Raw genomic sequence first — 22432 nt, forward strand, 5'->3', positions numbered from 1 at the left:
GTCGCGCCCGCCCCGGAGCCACGGGTATCGCCCGCACCCGGCCTGAGCCTCCGCGACTACCTGCGCGGCGACGACGGCAGGCCGCGATGAGCGGCGGACGGAGGCCGGCGGCATGAGCACGGCCCTGGCGCTCGGCGCGGTCAGCGCGGTGCTGCGCAACGTGCTCGACAACGGCCTCATCGATGCCGCCCCGGCGCTGGAGAGCTCCGTCAAGGTGTCGGTGAAGGCGCCCGATCTCATCAAGCTCGACGACCCCCAGGCCGGTCCGCAGCTCAACCTCTTCCTCCACCGGGTGAGCGCCAACCCCGGCTGGCGCAACGCGGACCTGCCGTCGCGCGACGCGCGCGGGGCCCGGACCACCAACCCGCCCCTGGCCCTGGACCTGCACTACCTGCTGACCGCGTACGGGCGCGAGGACCTGCACGCGGAGATCCTGCTCGGCTACGGCATGCAGCTGCTGCACGAGCGGTCCTTCCTCGACCGGGCCGCCATCCGCAGGGCGCTCGCGTCGATGCCGCTGGACCCCACCGTGCTGCCGGCGGCGTTCCGGAATCCGCCGAACGCGGGCCTGGCCGAGCAGTTCGAGACGCTCAAGATCACCCTGGATCCGCTGGGCGTGGACGAGATGTCCAAGGTGTGGTCCGCGGTGCAGGCCCACTACCGTCCCAGCGCCGCCTACCAGGTGAGCGTCGTGCTCATCGAGGCGAACCGGCCGGCCGCCGATCCGCTGCCCGTGCTGACCCGCGGCGTCGCCGTCACGCGGTCCCTGGAGGCGCCGTTTCCGGCGATCGAATCGGTCGCCACGCCCGACGGCACCGGCATCGCCGAGCTGGGGGAGACCGTGACCCTGCACGGTCATCACCTCGCCGGCACCGGCGTCAGCGTCAGGCTCGCGCACCGCCTGCTCACGGCCCCCTATGAGATCGCCGTGGCGTCCAACTCCGACCCCGCCCGGCTGTCGTTCGCGCTGCCCTCGGCGGAACCGGCGGGGCAGCCCTGGCCGTCCGGTTCCTGGAGCCTCGCCGTCACGCTGACACCCGACGGCGCCACGTCGCCCCGAACGACCAACAGCGCGGCGCTCATGCTCGCGCCCGTCCCCGACGCCGGCGGCGCGACCCTCACGCGCGACACGGCGACCGGCCACGTGAAGATCACCGTCGGTGTGGCGCCGCGGGTCCTTCCCGAGCAGGAGGTCACCGTGGCGCTGAACTCCGCCGAGGCGACGGTCGGCCCGGCCGAGAACCCGGCCGCGCAGGTGGAGGCGGAGTTCGCCGACATCCCGGCCGGTGCCGCCTGGCTGCGCCTGCGGGTGGACGGGGCGCGCAGCCGCCTGATCGACGACACCGGCACGGTCCCGGTCTTCCGCGCCGACCGGAGGGTGACCGTCCCGTGATCGCGTTCGAGCAGGAGACGGGGGCGGACCGCGATCGGCGGCTGCTCGAAGCGGAACTGGCGCGCCTGCACGCCCGCGTCACCGCGGGCCCCGGCTCGGCGCCGCCCGACGCCGGGGGCGAGGACGATCTCGGCGACACCCGGCTGGCACGGTTCCAGGCGGCCTTCCGGCTCTCGCCGTTCGAGCGGGAGCTGCTGCTGTGGTGCGCGGGCGCCGAGATGGACGGCCGGTTCTCCCCGCCCACCTTCGGCGAGGCGCTGTCCGCGCTGGACGCCGGGCACTGGGACGCGCTCGCCCCCGGAGCGCCGCTGCGCCACTGGCGCCTGATCGAGCTCGCACCCGGGCCGGGGCTCATCGATCGCCCGCTGCGGATCGACGAACGCGTCCTGTACCACCTCATGGGCGTGACCTGCGTCGACCCGCGGCTCGACGGGCTGCTGCAGATCAGGTCCGGCGCGACCAGGACGGTGACCCCGGCGCAGGCGGACTCGGCCGCCGACATCGCCGCGGCACTGGCGGGCGCCGGGCCGCGGCCGGTCGTGCTGCTGGACGGAGCGGACGGCGACACCCGCGAACGCGTCGCCGCGCACGTCGCCTGGGCCTTGGGCCGGGTGCCGGCGGTGGTCATGGCGGATCGTCTCCCGCCTCCCGGCGCGGACGGCGTGGCGGTGGCCCGCCTGGTCGAGCGTGAGGCGGCGCTCCTGGGGGCGCTTCCCTTCCTGGCCGTCTCCGAGGAGAGCCCCGCGGCCGGCTCCTTCGCCGCCGAACTCGGGTGCCCGCTGCTGATCGGCGTCACCGCGCCGACGCCCGGGACGTTCCCCGGTGCCATCCGCCGCACGGTGCCCAGCCCAGGCGCCGCCGACCGGCGGGAGCTGTGGCGGCACCTGCTCGGGCGGGACGACGAGGCGGACAAGGCCGCCATGTCGTTCCGGTTCGAGGTGGGCGAGATCGAGGCGATCGCCCGGAACCTGGACGGGCAGGGGCTGCGGAACGCCTGCCGGCTCCACGCGCGGAGCGCGCTGGGCGACCTCGCCGACCGGGTCGAGCCCCGCGCGGGCTGGGACGACCTCGCGCTGCCCGGCCTCGCGATGGAGACCTTGCGTGATGTCGCCCGCCAGGTGCGCAACCGGGCGCGGGTCTACGAGGAGTGGGGCATGGCCGGCCTCTCACCCCGCGGGCTCGGGGTGACGGCGCTCTTCACCGGGGAGTCCGGCACCGGCAAGACGCTCGCCGCCGAGGTGCTCGCCGCGGAACTGGACCTCGACCTGTACCGCATCGACCTCGCCGCCGTGGTCAGCAAGTACATCGGCGAGACCGAGAAGAACCTCAAGCGGGTGTTCGACGTCGCCGACGCGTGCGGGGCGGTGCTCCTGTTCGACGAGGCCGACGCGCTCTTCGGCCGGCGCAGCGAGGTCCGCGACAGCCACGACCGGTACGCCAACCTGGAGATCTCCTACCTGCTGCAGCGCATGGACGCCTACCGGGGCCTGGCGATCCTGACCACCAACCTGAAGGACGCGCTGGACCGGGCGTTCCTGCGCAGGCTCCGGTTCGTGGTGAACTTCCCGTTTCCCGACGCGTCCACGCGGGAGCGGATCTGGCGGCTGATGTTCCCGCCGAAGGTGCCGTGCGCCGACCTGGACTGGGCGCGGCTGTCGCGGTTGCAGGTGCCCGGTGGCCACATCCGCACCATCGCCCTCGGCGCGGCGTTCCTCGCCGCGGCGGAGGAGACGCCGGTGACCATGGCGCACGTGCTCGCCGCCACCCGGCGCGAGTACGCCAAGCTGGAGCGGCCGCTCACCGAGGTGGAAGCGGGTGAGCGGGCCTGATGCGGGAGATCCACATCCACATCGGCGAGGTCGTGCTGGACGGCGCGGCCGGATCCGATCCCGCCGACCTTCTGGCGGGGCTGGAAGGCGAGCTGCGCGCACTCGCCCGCGACCACGGCGGACCCTACCCGAGCGGGCACGCCGCCCACCTCGACGGACGGCCGGTCACGGCGCCGCCCGGCGGCGCCGACGTCGCGCGGTCCGCGTGGCGGAGCATCGTGGGCGGGCCGGGAGCCGCGTCATGACCGCCGGCAGGGAGCACCCGTCCCGCGTCCCGGACGGGGAGACGCTGCGGGCCGTGGCCGCCGCCGTGGAGTCCCCGGGCGAGGCCCTGGACGGCGGCACCCGGGCGGACATGGAGCCCCGGTTCGGCTTCGACTTCAGCCGGGTCCGCGTGCACACCGGCGAGCCGGCCGCGCGGGCCGCGCGGCGCATCGACGCCGCCGCGTTCACCTACGGGCATCACATCGTGCTGGGCGGCCCGGCCGATCAGCGTCTGATCGCCCATGAGCTCGCCCACGTCGTGCAGCAGAGCGGGGCCGAACCCGGCGTACCGGTCCTGGCGCCGCCCGGCGACGCGAACGACCGGGCCGCCGACGCGGCGGCCGACGCGGCCGCGGACGCGGTCATGCGCGGACGGGCCGCACGGCTCCAGGCGGGCAGCGTGCCCGGGGGGACGCTGATGCGCCTGCCGCCCAGGCTCGAACGGGGCTACGCGGGCGAGCAGCAGATGGGCTTCACCTACCGCGCCGAAGAGGGATGGGCGTTCCTGGAGGGCCCGAGCGGCGCGGCGGGACATCCGCCCAACCTCAAGGGCTTCGACGGCGTCGCGGTGCGGTTCCCGGGGAACACCGTCCAGATCCATCTCCTGGACAACAAGTCGCTGAAGCGCGGCGGCAACGTCTCGAGCGCGACGGCGCTGACCAAGAACCTGGTCACCAACCTCGAAGAGCTGATCGCCAGGGTGTCCGGGCCCGGTTTCCAGGCGCTGCCGCCGGACCGGCTCAAGCTGGTGCGCGACGCGCTGGGCGCCGCGCGCGCCTCGCTGGAGACGGGCGTGCCGTTGCCGTCCTCCGTGCGGCTGGTCGTCACCAACGCCGGAGGCGCGTCGACAGGGGTGACGGGTCGCCTGGCAAAGCTCGGCGTCGACTTCCGCGACATCCAGTCCATCGCCCCCGTGCCCCGGGGCCCGTCGCCCGCCGTGCACTTGAGCGGGGAACAGCAGGCGATCAAGAAGCTGGTGGTCATCGCCAAGGTGATCAAGGTCGGGCTGGTGGTGCTGCAGATCATCGGCGAGGTGGACAGCGCGCTGTCCACCGTCACCATGGCCGGGAGCAAGCTCTCCGGCGGCGCGCTGGTCCTGCACGCCGAGGTCGAGCGGGCCCGGCGGCTGCGGGACGAGGCGGACACCCAGCTGAAGGAGTACACCGCCTACCACCAGCGCCTCGACGCCTGGAAGTGGCAGCTGCTCAGCCTGCTCGGCCCGGACGCCGAGCGGATGCGGTTCGCGGGGTCGGACGCGTCGCAGACCCTGGCCGAGCTGGAGTCGCTGGTCGCCGATCTCGACACGCGGCTGACCCGCCTTGAGCGGGTGCGGAGGCTGGGCCAGGACCGGCAGCAGGCGGCCAAGAAACTGCTCGAATCGGGCCTTCTCGGCGAGGGCGCCTTCGGTTCGACCGCCGCGGGCGCCTACCTGGACCTGGAGGACATCAACAACGCGCTGGACTCTGCTCACAGGTCGCTGACCACGGCACGGCAGCAGGCGGCGGCGGACGCGGCGTTCCTCGTCGGCTACATCCGCGAATGCGTGGCGTGGTACTTCAAGGCCCAGGGCGGGCAGGCGGGAGGCGGGGCCCCATGAGCGCGTTTCCCGGATCGCCCAGGCTGGTCAAGGGCGGCATCGTGCTGCTGGATCCGGCGGGCGGCGCGCTGCGCCAGGTGATCTCGCTGCAGTACAACCCGGACACGCTCAGCCGGACGGTCCAGGCGAAGGCGGCGGGCGAGGGCGGCGACCGCGCCCAGGCGATGCGGCTCAAGGGCAGCCCGGTCGAGACGATCAGGCTCGAGGCCGTCCTCGACGCCACCGACCGGCTGGAGTACCCCGACCGCAACCGGGACGCCGTCCGCTACGGGATCCACCCGCAGCTCGCGATGCTGGAGGCGATGGCGCACCCGTCCGCGGCCGCGCTGCTGGCCAACGACCGGCTCGCCGCCTCCGGCGCGCTGGAGGTGCTGCCGGTCGAGTCGCCGCTGGCGCTGTTCGTCTGGTCGCGCAGCCGCATCGTCCCGGTGCGGCTGACGGAGCTGTCGGTCACCGAGCAGGCGTTCGACCCGGCGCTCAACCCGATCCTGGCCAAGGTGAGCCTCGGCCTGCGGGTCCTGTCGGTGGACGACCTCGGCTTCCGGCACCGCGGCGGGGTGCTGTTCATGAACCACCTGCGGGCCAAGGAGTCGCTCGCCGGGAAGGCGGCTCCCGGCGTCCTGTCGGAGCTCGGACTGGAGGGTCTGCCGTCATGACCGATCCGCTGCAGGCGCTCGTCGCGGCCGGTGCGCTGCCCGCGGGCCGGTTCCCGCCCGGCAGCCGGTACGCGGCCACGCCCGTCCTGACCCACGACCCGGGCGGCGGCCGGCGGCCCGTCGCCTACCTGGCCCGGCGGCTGGTGCCGCAGCCCGAGCGGCTGGCCACCGTGGGCGAGCACACCGTCGTCGAGGGGGACCGGCTCGACCTGCTCGCGGGGCGCCATCTCGGCGATCCCGAGCTGTGGTGGCGCATCGCCGACGCCAACGTGGCGGCGCACCCCGACGAGCTGACCGCGCACCTGGGCCGGAGGCTGCGGCTGACCGCGCCGGAGGGGATCCCGGGGGTGGCGGATGCTTAGCGGCGGCGTCCGGCTGTCGCTGATGATCGGCCCGGCGGTGCCGATCCCCGCCGGGCGGGAGGTGATCGAGGCCGTCGAGTCGGTCAGCGTCGAGGCGGGCGCGGGCGACGCCCAGAGCGGGTTCGAGATCGTCTTCCGGCTGTCGCGGCGCTCCCCGCTGCACACGCTGTTCCTGCTCACCGGCGGCGCGACCATCCCCGTCGTGCGGGTCGTCATCGCGGTGACTTTCCACGGCCGGGCCGAGGTGCTCATCGACGGGGTCATGACCAACCACGAGGTGCGCGACGGCTCCGGCGAGCCCACCCTCGTCGTCAAGGGCAAGGACCTGTCCGCCGTCATGGACTGGTTCGCCTTCGACGGCTTCCCGTATCCGGCGATGCCGCCGGTCGCGCGCGCTCTGGCCGTGCTGGCGAAGTACGCGGCCTTCGGGGTCGTCCCCGTCACCATCCCGAGCATCATCGAGGACCTGCCGATCCCGATCGAGTCGATCCCGCGGCACCAGGGAACCGACTACGGCTACCTGAAGCTCCTCGCCCGCGACGCCGGCTACGTGTTCTACCTCGACCCCGGGCCGGTGCCCGGGACGAGCCGCGGCTACTGGGGCCCGGAGATCCGGGTCGGCCCGGCGCAGCCCGCGCTGAACCTCGATCTCGACGCCCCGCGCCGCAACGTCGAGACCCTCTCGTTCTCCTTCGACAAGGAACGCAAGGAGATGCCGGTCGTGTGGATCCAGGAGCAGTACTCCAAGGCGCCGATCCCGATCCCCGTCCCCGACGTCACGCCCCTGAACCCGCCGCTCGGCGCGGTGCCGCCGCTGCCGCCGAAGCTCACGTTCCTCAACGATTCCGCGAAGCACAAACCGTGGGTGGCGCTGGCACGCGGAATCTCCTACGCGGCCAACCACTCCGATGTCGTCTTCGGCCGGGGGACGCTCGACGTCGTCCGGTACGGGCGGGTCCTGCGCTCGCGGGGCCTGGTCGGCGTGCGCGGCGCGGGGGAGGCGTTCGACGGGCTGTACTACGTCTCCTCGGTGACCCATTCCATGAAGCGCGGCGAGTACAAGCAATCCTTCACCCTGGCCCGCAACGGCCTGCTGTCCACTCTGTCGAAGGTGCCGATATGAGCCATCTGGCGGAAAACGCGAAAAGGTACTACGGGAAATACCGGGCGACGGTCGTCAACAATGTCGACCCGCTGCAGATCGGCCGGATCCAGGTGATCGTGCCGGACGTGTCGTCGGTGGCGCCGACGAGCTGGGCGATGCCGTGCCTGCCCGCCTCGGGCGCCAACACCGGCGTGTTCACGGTCCCGGCGATGGGCGCCGGGGTGTGGGTCGAGTTCGAGCAGGGCGACCCCGACCACCCCATCTGGGTGGGCGGCTACTGGGGGTCGTTCGCGGAGCGTCCCGCGCTGTCGCACACGGTGCCGCCGGGCGTGGCGGGCATGACGATGCAGACGACGGCGCTCAACGCCGTGGTCGTCAACGACACCCCCGGCGTGGGCGGGGTGACCATCTACTGCCGCGGCATCCCGATGATCTCGGTGACCGACGCCGGGATCAGCATCATGAACGGCAAGGGCGCGATGATCAACCTGGCGGGCCCCGCGGTGAGCGTGGTGGGGCAGCCGGTCGACGTCAACGCCGGCGGGCTGACGGTGATGTGAGGTGCCCGGCCCGATCGTCCATCTAGGCGCCGTCGTCACGTGCTCGCACGGCGGCCCGGCGACGCCGCTCGCGCCCAGCCCCCGGGTGCTGGCCGGCGGGCAGCCCGTGGTGACCGTCGGCACGCCGTACGCGGTCACGGGCTGCTCGCTCACGCCGTCCGGCGTGTTCTGCGCGAGCGGCCATTGGGTCACCGGAGCGGCGCGGGTGCTGGTCATGGGCGTGCCCGTGGCGGTGCAGGCGGGGTCGTCGGTCTGCGTGGCGACGGGGTCGCCGTTCCTGCCGATGACCGTCCAGCCCAGGGCGGTGGCGACGTGAACGTCGGGTTCCCGTACCGCTTCGACGCCACCGGGCGCACCGCGACCGCCGGCGACGACGCGCACCTGCGCGGCCTCATCGCGCAGGTGCTGTTCACGGCGCCCGGCGAGCGGGTGATGCGGCCCGACTTCGGCTCGGGCCTGCTCGCGCTCACCTTCGAGCCCAACAGCCCGGAACTCGCCGCGACGACGCAGTTCCTGGTGGAGGGCGCGCTCCAGCAGTGGCTGGGCCACCTCATCGCGGTGGACTCGGTGGAGGTGTCCGCGTCGGACGCCGCGCTGCGGGTGCTGGTGCAGTACGTGTCCCTGCGCACGCGGCAGCGCCGCGTGGACGAGTTCACCGCGCCGGGAGCGGCCGCATGAGACCGGGAGCGCCCGCATGAGGTACGTGTGCGGCCACAAGCGCCGCCTGCCCGCCGTGAAGGCGGGGGGCGTGCTCAACGGCATCGAGTACCTGGAGGTCGCCGCGGCCGGGCCCGCGCAGCGCACGCTGCTGGTGCGGCTGCTCAAACCGGCCGCGGGCATCACCGCGGGCCAGGTGCGCATCGACGGCGGGCAGCGCATCCGGACCGTCGCCGTGCAGTGGGCGGCACCGGCCGACGCGCTGCCGCCGGACGAGGACCCGGCACTGGCCACAGGACTCGCGGACCCCGATCACGTCCTGGTCGTCCGCACGGAACAGCCGGGCGACTTCTCCTACTACACGCTGCACATCGACTCATCCGGGTTCGACCCGCTGCTGGGCGAGGTCGAGTTCTCCTTCAAGGTGGACTGCGACGCCGGATTCGACTGCCGCGACGAATGCGAATGCCCCCGTCCGCCCTCGCCCGTACCGGACCTCGACTACCTGGCCAAGGACTACGCCAGCCTCCGGGAGACGCTGCTGGACCGCGTGAGCCTGATCTCGCCCCGCTGGCGCGAGCGGACCCCTGCCGACCTCGGCGTGACCCTGGTCGAGCTGCTGGCCTACGCGGGCGACCGGCTCTCCTACCGGCAGGACGCCGTCGCGACCGAGTCCTACCTGGAGACGGCGCGCAGCCGGATCTCGCTGCGGCGCCACGCCCGGCTGGTCGACCACCGCATGCACGACGGCTGCGCCGCCCGGGTGCTGCTGCGCTGCGAGGTGACCGGCAACGGGGTCGCCGTCCCGGCGGGCACCAAGGTCTACAGCCGGGTCGACGGCCTGCCGGACCTCCTGACCGCGGAGGGGGAGGAGGCCGCGCTCGCCGCGGGCGCCACCGTCTTCGAGACCACCGACCGCGCGGTGCTGTACCAGAACCACGGCACCTTCCGCTTCTACACCTGGGGCGACGACGAGTGCTGCCTGCCAGCCGGGGCGACGGAGGCCACCCTGCGCGGCAACCACCCCGACCTGAAGGCGGGCGACATCCTGGTCTTCGCCGAGGTGCTCGGCCCGGCCACCGGGCACCCGGCCGACGCCGATCCGCGCCACCTGTGGCCGGTGCGGCTGACGCACGTCGTGCCCGGGCAGGACCCTTCGGGTGGCCGCTTCCACGACCCGCCGACCGCGAGTGCCGTCGCGGTCACCCGGATCGCGTGGGACGCCGCCGACCGGCCCCCGTTCCCCGTGTGCGTCAGCGCCCCCGCCGCCGGAGGCCGGCCCGTCAGCGTGGCCTGGGGCAACATCATCGTGGCCGACCACGGCCGCACCATGCCCGACGAGGACCTCGGCACGGTGCCGCAGCCGCGGACGTCCGGCCTGGACGTGGCTCCGCCGCGCGCGGCGCCCGTTCGGTACCGGCCGCGGCTGCGGTCCGGGCCGCTGACCCGCGCGGTCGAGGTGAACCCCCGGGTGCTGGCCACGGCCGAGCAGGACGCCGCCGTCATGGCCGACCTGGCCGCCCGCACCGCGTCCGGCAGGGTGCGGGCGTGGCTGGCCGGGCACGGCGTGGTGTTCCGGCGCGCGCCGCTGGTCGTGCGCGGGGCCCACGGCGAATGGTCGGTCAGCGACGGCGAGACCGTGGTCCGGGTCCGGGCCGGGTCCGGTGGCGAGGTGAGCGTGCTGGCGCGCCCGATCCCCGCGGGCCGCGTCACCGCCGCCGCGCCGCGCCTGGCCGGTCCCCGGATCGAGATCACCGACGGCACCGTGACCTGGCACCCGCGCTGGGACCTCCTCGCCAGCGACGCGGCGGCGGCCGAGTTCGCCGTGGAGTCCGAGCACGACGGCTCGACGTACCTCCGGCTCAACCGTCCCGCTCCGGGCACGGCCTTCACCGCCCGCTACCGCACGGGCAACGGCGTGTCGGGCAACGTCGGCGCGAACTCCCTGGCTCACATCGCCGCGACCCCCGGCGTGGTGGCGGTCACCAACCCCATGCCCGCCGCGGGCGGGCACGAGCCCGAGACCGGCGACGAGGTGTGCCGCGACGCGCCCACCGCGTACCTGGTGCAGGAGCGCGCGGTCACGCCCGCCGACTGGGAGGAGGTCGCCACCCGCCACCCGGGCGTCCAGCGGGCGACCGCGACGTGGCGGTGGACCGGCAGCTGGCACACCGTCTTCCTCACCGTCGACCGGGTCGGCGGCGCCGACGTCGACGAGGAGTTCGAGCGCGAGCTGCGCGCCGGGCTCGAGCGCTACCGGCTGGCGGGCTACGACCTGGAGATCGAGGGCGCCCGGTACGTGCCGCTGGAGATCGGGCTGCACGTGTGCGTCGCGGAGGGCCACCTGCGCTCGGCGGTGCGCCGCGAGCTGCTCGACGTCCTCACCGCCCTGTTCCACCCCGACCGGCTGACGTTCGCGCAGCCGGTCTTCCTGAGCCCGGTCTACGCCGCGGCGCAGGCGGTCGCCGGGGTCACCTCGGTCGACGTGCGCACGTTCCAGCGCCGCCACGCGCCCGGGGCGGCCGGCCTCGCCTCCGGCGTGCTGCGGATGGGCCGGCTGGAGATCGCCCGGCTGGACAACGACCCGAACTTCCCCGAACGGGGGAGGCTCACCCTGACCCTCGGGGGCGGACGGTGAAGCGAGAGTGCGAATGCGGCTGCTGCGCGGGCATCACCGGCAGCACGCCGCAGCCGATCGAGAACCGGCCCGCGCTGCCGCGGGTGCGCTACCGGCCCGGCGGCTACGCCGAGTTCCGCGAGAGCATGCACGCGACACTGGCCTCCGCGCGGCGTCCCGCGCTCGCCGCGCTGACGACCCGCGACGACGAGGACTTCAGCATCGCGCTGCTCGACGCGACCGCGTGCATGGCCGAGATCCTGACCTTCTACACCGAGCGGCTCGTCAACGAGTCGTACCTGCGTACGGCGCGGCAGCGGCCGTCCCTGGCGGAGCTCGGCAAGCTGGTCGGCTACCGGCTGCGTCCCGGGGTGGCCGCCGCGACGCGCCTGGCGTTCCACGTCGAGCCGCCCGCCGCGGCGGCGGTGGAGGCGGCGACCACGCCGTTCCAGCGGGCACGGATGCCGGAGGCCGTGACGATCCCCGCGGGGGTGCAGGTGCGCAGCGTCCCGGGGCAGGGCGAGCGGTCGGAGGTGTTCGAGACCTCCGAGGCCCTCGTCGCGCGCCCGGCCTGGAACCTCATGCGCCCCGTGACGACGCGGCGCACCGTGCTCGGCCAGGGCGCGCAGAGCATGTACGTCAGGGGGATCACCGCCGGCCTCAAGCCCGGCGATCTGCTGCTGTTCCACGCGGGCCCGCAGTCGTGGGAGGTGCGCCCGGTCGCGGCCGCCACCCCGCAGCCGGGCCTCGAGCGCACGCTGGTCACCTGGCGCGACGCCCTGACCAAGCCGGGGCCGCTCACCCCCTACGTCATGCGCAAGCGGCTGAGCTTCTTCGGGCACAACGCGCCCCGATGGCAGTCGATGTCCCAGCAGTTCAAGACGGACTACGGCTGCCCGACCGGCTGCGCCGACTGGCCGTCCTATCTCAGCTCACCGCTGCAGATGACCTCCGACATGGACGGTTCCCACCCGGACATCGCGGTGGGCGGCATGCTCGTCTTCGCCGCCGGTGTCGACAGGGCGCTGTTCACCGCCGAGGAGGTCACGGAGCTGTCGCGGTCGGAGTTCGCCGTGTCCGGCAAGGCGACCCGGGTCAGGCTGGGCGGGTCCCTGACCGACTACCAGAGGTTCGACCGGGACGTCCGCGGAACCACGGTCCACGCCGTCAGCGAGGAGCTGGAGCTCGCACCCGAGCCCGACCCGTCGAAGGTCGAAGGGGCGCGGATCGTCGTCGACGGTGACGTGCGCGACCTGCCTCCGGGGCGCACGCTGCTGGTGGTGTCCGGCGGCGCGGCGGAGACGGTGACGCTGAAGTCGGCGGCGCTCGACGGGACGGGCACGGTCCTCACCCTGACCGGGAGCCTGGCCGGAGCGTACGACCCGGAAGGCGTCCAGATATTCGGCAACGTCGCGGCCGCGACCCACGGCGAGACCGTCCACCAGATCCTGGGCGACGGCGACGCGGCCCGGCCGTTCCAGCGCTTCGAGCTCAAGCACGATCCGCTGACGTACGCGCCGTCGTCCGGCCCCGCCGGTTCCGCGTCCACGCTGGAGATCCGCGTCAATGACGTGGCCTGGCACGAGGTCCCCACGCTCCACCGGGCCGCGCCGGACGACCGCGTCTTCGTCACCCGGGACGCTCCGTCGGGCGCCGTCGAGGTGCGCACCGGCGACGGGCTGCGCGGCGCGCGGCTGCCGACCGGCCAGCACAACGTGCGCGCCGTCTACCGCAAGGGGATCGGCGCCGCGGGCAACCTGCCCCCGGGCGCGCTGACCCAGCTCGCCTCCCCGCCGCTGGGCGTCACCGGGGTGACCAACCCGGTGCCCGCGTCGGGCGGCGCCGACCCCGACCCGGCCGACCACGCCCGCGACGGCATCCCGCTGTCGACCCGCACGCTGGGCCGGGCGGTGTCGCTGCTGGACTACGCGGACTTCGCCCGCACGTTCGCCGGGATCGCCAAGGCGCACGTGGCCGTGCTCCCGGTGCGCAACGTCCGCACGATCGTGGTGACCGTGGCGGGCGACGGCGGCGACCCCGTTCCGCCGGAGACGTGCGCGCGGCTCGTCACCACGCTGCGCGGTCACGGGGATCCGCTCGTCCCGGTCGTCGTGGTGCCGTACCGGCGGATGCCGATCCGGCTCCGCATGAAGGTGCGCCGCCATCCCCACCACGAGGCCGGGACGGTGCTCAAGGCGGTCGCGGCGGCGCTGGCCGAGGCGTTCGGCTTCCGGGCGCGGGAGTTCGCCGCGCCGGTGCACGCCTCCGAGGTGATCGCCGCCGCCCATCGCGCCCCGGGGGTGGCCGCGGTCGACCTGGACGCGCTGTTGCGCGCCGACTTCGCCTCCGCCGGCCGCCGGCGCCTGCTCGCCTCCGGGCCCACGGTGACGGCGCGGTCGCAGGTGAGGGGCGCGGAGATGCTGCTGCTGACCACCGTCCCCCAGCTCACGGAGATGCCATGACCGACCTGTACGACCTGCTGCCCCGGGTGCACCGGCTCCGGGACGAACTCGGCGACGGGCAGCTGCGCCAGCTGATGGGCGTCATCGGCGCGCAGCTCGGCGTGCTGGAGGAGAGCCTCGACCAGTTCTACGACGACCTGTTCGTGGAGACCGCCGCCGACTGGGCCGTGCCCTACATCGGCGACCTCGTCGGCTACCGGCCCCTGCACGGCGGGCCGCCCGCCGTGGTCTCGCCGCGCGCCGAGGTCGCCAACACCATCGCCTACCGCCGCCGCAAGGGCACCGCGGCCATGCTGGAGCAGCTGGCCTTCGACGTCACCGGACGGCGGGCGCGGGCGGTCGAGTTCTTCGAGCGGCTCGCCGCCACCCAGCACGTGAACCATCCCCGCCCCGGCAGGGGCGGCGTCCCCGACGTGCGGCGGCGGACGCTGCCGGGCGCCTTCGACGAGCGCGCCCACCTCGCCGAGGTCCGGCGCGTCTCCACGGGCGCGGGCCGCTACAACATCCACAACGTCGGCCTGTTCCTGTGGCGCCAGGAGGCCGTCGAGCTGATCCGCTCGCCGCTGGTGCCGGACGCGGGCTCGCGGCGCCGCTTCCGGTTCCACCCGCTCGGCATCGACCAGCGGCTGTTCGGGAGGCCGCGGACGGAGGAGGAGATCACCCACCTGGCCGAGCCGTTCGACGTCCCGCTCCCGCTGACCAGGCGGTTCCTGATGGACCACCGCGACGCCTACTACGGGCGCGGCCGGAGCCTGCTGGTGGAGGTGAGCGGCGCGGCGGCGCCGTCGAAGGTGCGGATCTGCGATCTGTCGGACGTGGCCGGTGACTGGGCGCACGCGCCACCGCCCGGCTCGGACGTGCTCGCCGTCGACCCGGTGCTGGGCCGGGTGTACTTCCCCGATCCGGTACCGCCCGCGGCCACCGCGATCGGAACGTTCCACTACGGCCTGGCGATGCGCGTCGGCGGTGGCGGCTACCAGCGTGACGTCTCGACGGCGGACGGCCGGGTCCGGGAGGTGACCGGCGGTGCCGCGATCCAGCCCCACCTCAACGCCGTCGCGTCCGGCGGCACCGTTCACATCGCCGACAACTGGGTGTACCGGGAGACACCGTCCGTCGCCACGGGCCCCGGCCGGACCGTGCTGCTGCGCGCCGCGCACCGGCGGCGCCCGCACCTGGCCGCGGCCGGGCCGGTGCCGCTGCGCCCCGGTCCCGGCGGCACGATCGTGCTCGACGGCCTGCTGATCAGCGGCGGCCGGCTGGCGTTCGAGGACGCCGGCGACCTCGAAGCGCGGACCCTGATCCTGCGGCACTGCACGCTCGTCCCCGGGCTCACCCGCACCGCAGCGAACGCGCCGGCCGACCCGGGCGCCCCGAGCCTCGCCGTCGCGCACCGGGCGGCGCGGGTGGTCATCGAGCGCTGCGTGCTCGGGCGCGTCGAGGTGGCCGGCGGGGTCGAGGTGACCGTCCGCGACAGCGTCCTCGACTCCTACGAGGGCGGGTCGCTGACGCTCGCGGAGAGCACGGTGCTGGGCACGGCCGCCGCGACGCGCGTCGACATCTCCAACTCGATCGTCCTCGGCGCGGTGACCGCGCGGCGGCGCCAGGAGGGCTGCGTCCGGTTCAGCCGCGTCGCCGAAGGCTCGCTCACGCCGTCCCGCCACCGCTGCATCGCCGTCCTGCCCGCCTTCACCTCCCTCCGCTTCGCCGATCCCGGCTACGCCCAGCTCCGGTCGTCCGCGCCGGACGAGGTGCGCCGCGGCGCCGACAACGAGAGCGAGATGGGCTCCGGGAACCATCTGTTCGAGCCGCAGCGCGAGGCGAACCTGCGCCTGCGCCTCGACGAGCACCTCCGCTTCGGCCTTGAGGCCGGGATCTTCTACGCGACCTGAGGACCACGCCAACCATGAGTGCTGACCTGAGTAGAGTCCGGTTCGACGCGCTGCGCGACTTCAGCGGCGTCCGCATCCAGCAGGGCCGGGTCTGGCTCGACGCCGACTTCAACGAGCAGGTGGCCATCACCGACCGCCGGTTCCGGGCGCAGATGGTCGACCTCGCGCCGCAGCAGACGGCGGTGTCCCGGCAGACGCCGGACGCGTTCGAGATCACGCTGTCGGGCGGGAAGATGTCCATCGGCGCCGGGCGGATGTACGTGGACGGCCTGGTGGCCGAGAACCACGGCGACGCGCCGGTCTTCGACCCCGTGCTGGCCGAGCCGAACGGCACGGGCGGGACGGAGTACGGGAGCCAGCCCTACTGGCCCACCCCGGAGGAACCGCCCGGAGGCGGGCCGCACCTGGTCTACCTCGACGTGTGGGAGCGGGAACGCACCCATCTCAACACCCCGGACCTGGTGGACAGCGCCATCGGCGTGGACACCACGACGCGCGCCCAGATCGTCTGGCAGGTCCGCGTCCTGCCCGGTGTCGGCACCGACGTCGGCGGCGGCTGCGACCAGCCGTTCAGCGGATGGGACGAGCTGACCGCGCCGTCGCCGCTGCGGCTCACCACCGGGACCGAGGCGGTCGACCCGGTCACCGATCCGTGCGAGATCCCGCCCGGCACCGGCTACCGCGGGCCGGAGAACCACCTGTACCGGGTCGAGATGCACTCGCCGACGCAGTTCACCTGGTCGCGCGACAACGCCGCCTTCGGCGCCGCCGTGGCCGAGGTGGTCTCGGCCACCACGCTGCGCCTGCATTCGCTGGGCCGCGACGACCAGCAGTCCATCAAGGACGGCGACTGGGTCGAGATCACCGACGACGCGCGCGAGCTCGCCCAGGCGTCCGGCGAGATGCGCCAGGTGACCGTGGACGTGGCCGCCTCGACGATCACCTTCACGCCCGCGCTCCCGGCCGAGCTGACCGGCCTGGACCATCACCTGCGCGTCCGCAAGTGGGACTCGCCGCTGATCACCGTCCCCGCCGACGGCTCGCCGGTCTCGCTGGAGCACGGCATCACGGTCGCGTTCACCTCCACCGGGTCCGGCACGGCGCGTCCGGGCGACCACTGGGTCTTCGCGGCCCGGGCCTCGGCGCCCACCCCCGAGCAGTCGCTGGAGAAGCTCACCGGCGCGCCGCCGCGCGGCATCCACCACCACTACGCCCGGCTCGCGCTGGTCACCTTCCCGGACGAGGTCCAGGACTGCCGCCCGCAGTGGCCGGTCCCCTCCGGTGGCGGCGGATGCGCGTGCGAGGTCTGCGTCACGCCGGAGCAGCACAACGAGCTCGGGTTCACCATCCAGGACGCCCTGGACAGGCTGCGCCGGGCGGGCGGCGGAACGCTCACCCTGTGCCCCGGAACGTACCGCCTGGACGAGCCGCTCGAACTCGGCAAGATGAGCTCGGTCCGGGTGCGCGGCAGCGGGAACGGCACGTGGCTGAGAGCGTCCCGAACGGCGCTCGTCGTACGCAGCTGCTTCGATATCGAGCTGGCGGACTTCCGGATCGTGTGCGACGACCACGAAGACCCGGGCGTCGTGCTCGCCCACGGCAACGAGAGTGTCGTGCTGGAGCGGCTGCGGATCGACCAGCCCGGCGGCCCGGCGCTCGCCCTCTCGGACACGCTGGTCGACCTGAGCGTTTCCGACTGTGTCCTGTCCGGCCTCAGCGGCATCGCCGCCTGGGCGAGCGAAGGCTCGCCGCCCCAGGTGCTCACCGTGGGGCTGAGCGTCGAGAACACCAGGTTCTCCTGCCAGGAGCGGGGGATCGATCTCGACGTCATGAAGGGGGAGCTGACCGCGGCGCACGGCGGCCGTACCTCGATCCGCGGCAACACGCTGGTCTGGTGCGAGGACGCGGGCATCGTCCTGACCGGGCTCGTCCCGCAGGACGACGGGGACCTCCGCGGCGACCTCGACATCCGCGCCAACACCCTCCAGGTGGAGGGCAAGGGCATCGTGACCGGCCGGGTCGCGAACGTCCGCGACAACACGGTCGTCTCCCGGGACCGCCGGGAGGGCGCGGACGGCATCGCGGTCCTGCCGCTGCCGCCCGACACCGCCAACGGGACGGTCGCGGTGACCGGCAACACCGTCACGGGCTTCGCCGAGAGCGGCATCGCCGTCACCGCGGCGGCGCGGAGCCTGATCGTGCAGCACAACACGATCCGGCGCACCGGCGCGGGCATCGTGGTGGAACCCGGGAACAACGAGGGCGCCGTCTCCGTCCACGACAACCAGATCGTCGACCTGCGGCCCTCCCCGGGCGGCGCCGACGACCGGGCCTCCGGGCTGCGGCGCCTGTCCTTCACGGTCGGCGTCCTGGTCATGGGGGCGGATCTGGCGTCGGTCGCGGACAACATGATCGACGGGGTGGGGGCCGAGTCGCGGGACGCCGCCCGGGACGTGCCCTGCATCGGCATCGGCATGGCGTCCTGCCAGGAGGGGCGGATCTCGGGCAACACCGTCTCGCGGGTCGGAATGCCGGGGGAGGGGACCACCGGCCACGGCATCGCGATGGCCGGATGGCGGGGCACGATCTCCGTGTCGGACAACATCGTCACCCACGAGCCCGATCCGGAATCGGTCACGCGGCCCGGCTGGCGCGCCCTCACGGCGATCATCAGCGAGCAGTTCACCTTCGCCGGCATGCGCTTCGCGGCGACGCCGGCCGAGTCCTGGCTGCTCACCGGCGACCAGGCGCACCGGGCGGGCCGGTGGCGCGGGCACCTGGAGCTCGCCCGGAACACGCTCCACGGCGGCGGCGTGGTGAACGCGGTCTCGATCCAGGTCCCCGGCGAGGTCGTGATGACGGCCAACCGGTGCACGCAGCCGGACGAGAGCGACGCGCCGGTGGTCCACCTCGCCGCGGGCCTGGCGATCGTCCAGGGAAACCGCCTGGCCGGGGGCGGCCGCCCGTCGATGACCATGGACGTCGACCCGGACGCCGCCTCGGTGCAGGGGAACATCACCAGCGGCGGCATCGACATCCGGGGAACCGCGGTGGAGAACACCGGGGAGCCCTGGGCCGACCTCAACCCGATCGCCTAGCGACCCAGGAGAGCCCATGTCCAGGATCGACGCTCTGGCCGGGGCGCTGCCCCGGCTCGCCGCCGACTCGGCGCGGCACGCCCGCCTGGCCGCCGCGACACGAGCCGAGCTCCGCAAGACCCTGGCCAGGAAGAACATGCGCAAACTGGCCGACGCCGACCCGGAGCTGGGCGCGCACGTGACGCGCGCCGCCGACGCGCTGGCCCGGCAGGACGAGGCCGCCGGGGCATGGCAGAAGTCGCTCGGAGAGGCGACGAAGCGATGGAAGGCGGCCCTGACCGGCCTGTCCGAGGCCCATCCCGATCGCGACTAGCGCCTTCGCTCGCCAGAGGCGGCACACCATGCCGCGAGCGCGGGCGGGGTCACCTGTCGAGGTTTCCCGCACCGGGGTCGTTCCCGGCGAAGACGAGTTCCAGGGCGGCGACCGCGTGGGCGCGGTGTTCGTCGAGGGACGCGATCGCCTTGCCGGCGTCGCGGTCGCGCAGTGCGGCGAGCATGGTGCGGTGCTCGTGGTTCACCCGCTCGCGGTTCTCGTGGTCGCCGTAGTACAGCGAGCGGTAGGCGTCGGTCGCCTCCCACAGCAGGCGGATGTGCCGGACGAGCCGCGGCATCCCCGAACGCTCGAACAGCGTGAAATGCAGCAGCCGGTTCGCCGCGGCCATCGCGGCGACGTCACCGGCCTCGCCGGCCCGCTCGACGTCGCGCTGGATCTCTTCGAGCCGGTCCACGTCGGCGCCGGTGATCACGCCCACCGCGCGGCGGACCGCCTCGGCCTCCAGGATCTCCCTGATCCGGTACACCTCGCGCAGGTCGTCCATGGACAGCGAGACGACGCTGTAGCCGCGGTGCACCTGGTAGGTCACCAGGCCCTCGCCCTCAAGGATCTTCAGCGCCTCGCGCAGCGGGACGCGGCTGACGCCGAGCCGCTCGGCCAGCGCGTCCTGCCGGATCGGGGTGCCCGGCCGGAGCTCGCCGCTGGTGATGTCCCGCCTGATCTCTTCGAGGACGAACTGCTGGGCCGTCGGCGGGCGCCGCGGCCGGTCGCCCGCGGTCATCCGGGCCGCCCCTCTCCGTTCTCCGGATCTCGTGGCGGGGATTCCAGGTCTCCGGCGATCCGGGCGCGGACGGCGGCGGCGTCCTCGTCCAGGCGCGGCGGCGCGGTGCGGTACCGGGGCGGCGTGGCGCTCAGCCGGATCGGGTTGGCGACCTGACCCACCGGACGCGGGCGGCGCGGGTCCCGCAGGGCGACGCGGGGAGCGAGCCCCAGCCGCTCGGCGAGGCCGAAGGCGCCGGCGAGGTCGTTGATCGGACCGCACGGGACGTCCGCCGCGGTGAGGACGGTGAACCAGTCGTCCGCTGTGCGCCCGGCGAGCGCCGCGGTGAGCGCGCTCCTCAGCGACCGCCGGTTCGCGACCCGGGCGCCGTTGGTGGCGAACCGCTCGTCGGCGGCGAGGTCCGGCCGGCCGAGCGCGCCGCAGAGCGCGCGGAACTGCCGGTCGTTGCCCGCCGCGATGACCAGCGGCCGGTCCGCGGTCTCGAACAGCTCGTACGGCGCGACGCTGGGGTGCTCGTTGCCCATCGCGGCCGGCACCACACCGGCCGCGACATAGGCCGAGGCGTGGTTGACCAGGCCGGACAGCAGCGACGAGAGCAGCGACACCTCGACCCGCTGGCCCTCGCCGGTGGCGTCGCGGTGCCGCAGCGCGGCCAGCACGCCGAGCGCGGCGTGCAGGCCGGTGACCACGTCGACGAGCGCGACGCCCACCTTCATCCCCTCGCCGCCGGGCTCCCCGGTCACGCTCATCAGCCCGCCGACCGCCTGCATGATCAGGTCGTAGCCGGGCAGCCCGGCGCCGCCGCCCGCGCCGAACCCGGTGATCGAGCAGTAGACCAGGCCGGGGTTGGCCGCGCGCAGCTCCTCGTATCCGAGGCCGTGCCGCTCCATCGTCCCGGGGCGGAAGTTCTCCACCACGGCGTCGGCGCGGGCGGCCAGCGCGCGGGCCGTCGCGGCGCCGGCCGGGTCGGACAGGTCGAGGGCTATCGAGCGCTTGTTGCGGTTGACGGAGAGGAAGTAGGTGCTCTCGCCGTCCGCGAACGGGGGACCCCAGGACCGGGTGTCATCGCCGCCGCCGGGCCGCTCGATCTTGATCACCTCGGCGCCGAAGTCGGCGAGCAGCATCGTCGCGTAGGGGCCGGCGAGGATGCGGCTGAAGTCGACGATGACCAGGTCACCCAGGGCTCCGGTCATGCCCGGGACCGTAACCGCCGACGATTGGAGAATCAATACTGGATCCAAAATGGAAACTGTGCTGAGGTGGTGGCCCGAGCTTTCGGCGAGAAGGAGTCCTGGGATGACGGGCGAAGCGGTGCGTCCGCTGGAGCTGTTCGGCGTGGACGGCCTGCTGACCGAGGAGGAGCGGGCGATCCGCGACACGGTCCGCGCGTTCGGCGCCAAGGAGCTGCGACCGAACATCGCGGAGTGGTACCGCTCCGGCGAGCTGCCCGTGCCCGAGCTGGCCCGGAAGCTGGGCGGCCTCGGCCTGCTCGGCATGCACCTGAAGGGCCACGGCTGCGCCGGGGCGGGCGCCGTCGCGTACGGCATGGCCTGCTTCGAGCTGGAGTCGGTCGACTCGGGGCTGCGCAGCCTGGTGTCGGTGCAGGGCTCGCTGGCCATGTACGCGATCTGGGCCTACGGGTCGGACGAGCAGAAGGACGAATGGCTGCCCGCGATGGCGGCGGGGGAGCGGATCGGCTGCTTCGGGCTCACCGAGCCCGACTTCGGCTCCAACCCGGCGGGGATGCGCACCGCGGCCAGGCGCGACGGCGGCGACTGGGTGCTGAACGGCACCAAGATGTGGATCACGAACGGCGCGGTCGCCGACGTCGCCGTCGTGTGGGCCCGGACGGACGACGGCGTCCGCGGGTTCCTGGTCCCGACCGCGACGCCCGGGGTCGGCGCGCGCGACGTCGCGGAGAAGCTGTCGCTGCGCGCCAGCGTGACGAGCGAGCTCGTCCTGGAGGACGTGCGCCTGCCCGCCGCCGCGATGCTCCCCGGCGCCCGCGGCCTGTCCGGCCCGCTCGGCTGTCTCAACGAGGCGCGGTTCGGGATCGTCTTCGGCGCGCTCGGCGCCGCCCTCGACTGCCTGGAGACGACGATCGCCTACGCGCGGGAGCGGGTGGTGTTCGACCGCCCGCTGGCGGGTTTCCAGCTCACCCAGCAGAAGTTCGCGAACATGGCGCTCGAGCTGGGCAAGGGCATGCTCCTGGCGCTCCGGCTCGGACGGCTGAAGGAGGCCGGCGAGGTCACGTCGGAGCAGGTCAGCGTCGGCAAGCTCAACAACGTCCGCGAGGCCCTGGCCATAGCCCGCGAATGCCGGACGATCCTCGGCGCCAACGGCATCACCCTCGAATACCCGGTGCTGAGGCACGCCAACAACCTGGAATCGGTGCTCACCTACGAAGGCACCAGCGAGGTGCACAGCCTGGTCATCGGAAAAGCGCTCACGGGCGTCGCCGCGTTTTCCGGCTGACCAAATTCGTACTCAAGTACAGTAAAACATCAAATGTCTTCACGGACGAAAGTGCACCCCCCGGTCCTGGAGACCGGGGGGTGCAGATCCGCGGGGCGTCCGTCCCCATCCGGCGAGTGCGGGATCGCCGGAGCCCCCCGTGAACGGACGCCGACCCGCCGGCCGCGCCGGCCCGCTCCCTCCCCCCGAAAAGAGCAGGGCCGGCCCCATCACCACGGTGCGGCCATCCATCTTGCCCCCGAACCGTTCCCGGTCCGGCACGAATGAATATAGCCCATGTAACAGAAGCCTGCAAATTTGAGCCCCAGCGGAGAAAGGGGCCGTGCCGATCCGCTCTCATTCGATGAGCTAAGGTGCGTCTCCGTGGACGCCGTCACCGTCCTCGAACGGCACGCGGCCCAGAACCGCGG

The 22432-nt window shown here is 73.8% G+C and carries 18 protein-coding genes; 16 read left to right on the forward strand and 2 right to left on the reverse strand.

Going from position 1 to position 22432, the window contains the following annotated elements:
* Positions 1-112: 112 nt before the first annotated feature.
* The 15 genes from E1264_RS14670 to E1264_RS14740 are packed head-to-tail and all read left to right on the forward strand — an operon-like array spanning position 113 to position 18805.
* Entirely contained in the window at positions 113-1393 is a 1281-nt protein-coding gene (locus tag E1264_RS14670) for a DUF4255 domain-containing protein (protein WP_132173666.1), read from the forward strand.
* Complete coding sequence (locus E1264_RS14675) at positions 1390-3222, forward strand: ATP-binding protein (protein ID WP_132173668.1); 1833 nt, start codon at positions 1390-1392, stop codon at positions 3220-3222. The genes E1264_RS14670 and E1264_RS14675 overlap by 4 nt, the downstream gene beginning before the upstream one ends.
* Positions 3222-3467: a hypothetical protein gene (locus tag E1264_RS14680; RefSeq protein ID WP_132173670.1), complete on the forward strand. Its 246-nt coding sequence runs from the start codon at positions 3222-3224 to the stop codon at positions 3465-3467. Before E1264_RS14675 ends, E1264_RS14680 begins: the two co-directional genes overlap by 1 nt.
* Positions 3464-5083, forward strand: a complete 1620-nt coding sequence (locus E1264_RS14685) for a DUF4157 domain-containing protein (RefSeq protein ID WP_132173672.1) — start codon at positions 3464-3466, stop codon at positions 5081-5083. Before E1264_RS14680 ends, E1264_RS14685 begins: the two co-directional genes overlap by 4 nt.
* Positions 5080-5739, forward strand: a complete 660-nt coding sequence (locus E1264_RS14690) for a hypothetical protein (protein WP_132173674.1) — start codon at positions 5080-5082, stop codon at positions 5737-5739. Before E1264_RS14685 ends, E1264_RS14690 begins: the two co-directional genes overlap by 4 nt.
* Complete coding sequence (locus E1264_RS14695) at positions 5736-6101, forward strand: LysM domain-containing protein (RefSeq protein WP_132173676.1); 366 nt, start codon at positions 5736-5738, stop codon at positions 6099-6101. The genes E1264_RS14690 and E1264_RS14695 overlap by 4 nt, the downstream gene beginning before the upstream one ends.
* Positions 6094-7224: a hypothetical protein gene (locus tag E1264_RS14700; protein WP_132173678.1), complete on the forward strand. Its 1131-nt coding sequence runs from the start codon at positions 6094-6096 to the stop codon at positions 7222-7224. The genes E1264_RS14695 and E1264_RS14700 overlap by 8 nt, the downstream gene beginning before the upstream one ends.
* Positions 7221-7766 (forward strand): phage baseplate assembly protein V, encoded by a 546-nt coding sequence (locus tag E1264_RS14705; RefSeq protein WP_132173680.1) that lies wholly within the window; start codon positions 7221-7223, stop codon positions 7764-7766. Before E1264_RS14700 ends, E1264_RS14705 begins: the two co-directional genes overlap by 4 nt.
* Before the next feature lies 1 nt (position 7767).
* A complete protein-coding gene (locus E1264_RS14710) occupies positions 7768-8082 on the forward strand; it encodes a hypothetical protein (RefSeq protein ID WP_132173682.1) in 315 nt (104 codons plus the stop codon).
* Positions 8079-8444 carry a GPW/gp25 family protein gene (locus tag E1264_RS14715; protein ID WP_132173684.1) on the forward strand — a complete coding sequence of 122 codons (366 nt, stop codon included), beginning with the start codon at positions 8079-8081 and terminating at the stop codon, positions 8442-8444. Before E1264_RS14710 ends, E1264_RS14715 begins: the two co-directional genes overlap by 4 nt.
* Positions 8445-8460: 16 nt before the next feature.
* Positions 8461-11061 carry a putative baseplate assembly protein gene (locus E1264_RS14720; RefSeq protein WP_132173686.1) on the forward strand — a complete coding sequence of 867 codons (2601 nt, stop codon included), beginning with the start codon at positions 8461-8463 and terminating at the stop codon, positions 11059-11061.
* Positions 11058-13502, forward strand: a complete 2445-nt coding sequence (locus E1264_RS14725; RefSeq protein ID WP_132173688.1) for a putative baseplate assembly protein — start codon at positions 11058-11060, stop codon at positions 13500-13502. Before E1264_RS14720 ends, E1264_RS14725 begins: the two co-directional genes overlap by 4 nt.
* On the forward strand, positions 13499-15394 hold the full coding sequence (locus E1264_RS14730) for a hypothetical protein (RefSeq protein ID WP_132173690.1): 1896 nt from the start codon (positions 13499-13501) through the stop codon (positions 15392-15394). Before E1264_RS14725 ends, E1264_RS14730 begins: the two co-directional genes overlap by 4 nt.
* Positions 15395-15408: 14 nt before the next feature.
* Positions 15409-18492, forward strand: a complete 3084-nt coding sequence (locus E1264_RS14735; protein ID WP_132173692.1) for a DUF6519 domain-containing protein — start codon at positions 15409-15411, stop codon at positions 18490-18492.
* Positions 18493-18508: 16 nt separating this feature from the next.
* The gene (locus E1264_RS14740; RefSeq protein ID WP_132173694.1) at positions 18509-18805 is read left to right on the forward strand and encodes a hypothetical protein; all 297 of its coding nucleotides are present in this window, start codon (positions 18509-18511) and stop codon (positions 18803-18805) included.
* Positions 18806-18854: 49 nt separating this feature from the next.
* On the opposite strand, the gene E1264_RS14745 is transcribed toward E1264_RS14740, so the two are convergent.
* The gene (locus E1264_RS14745; RefSeq protein ID WP_132173696.1) at positions 18855-19547 is read right to left on the reverse strand and encodes a GntR family transcriptional regulator; all 693 of its coding nucleotides are present in this window, start codon (positions 19545-19547) and stop codon (positions 18855-18857) included.
* Positions 19544-20740, reverse strand: a complete 1197-nt coding sequence (locus E1264_RS14750; protein ID WP_132173698.1) for a CoA transferase — start codon at positions 20738-20740, stop codon at positions 19544-19546. The genes E1264_RS14745 and E1264_RS14750 overlap by 4 nt, the downstream gene beginning before the upstream one ends.
* Before the next feature lie 103 nt (positions 20741-20843).
* Here E1264_RS14750 and E1264_RS14755 point away from each other — a divergent pair, with 103 nt between their 5' ends.
* Complete coding sequence (locus tag E1264_RS14755) at positions 20844-22022, forward strand: acyl-CoA dehydrogenase family protein (protein WP_132173700.1); 1179 nt, start codon at positions 20844-20846, stop codon at positions 22020-22022.
* Positions 22023-22432 lie beyond the last annotated feature (410 nt).

The sequence above is a fragment of the Actinomadura sp. KC216 genome, assembly GCF_004348535.1.
Classification (GTDB): Bacteria; Actinomycetota; Actinomycetes; order Streptosporangiales; family Streptosporangiaceae; genus Spirillospora.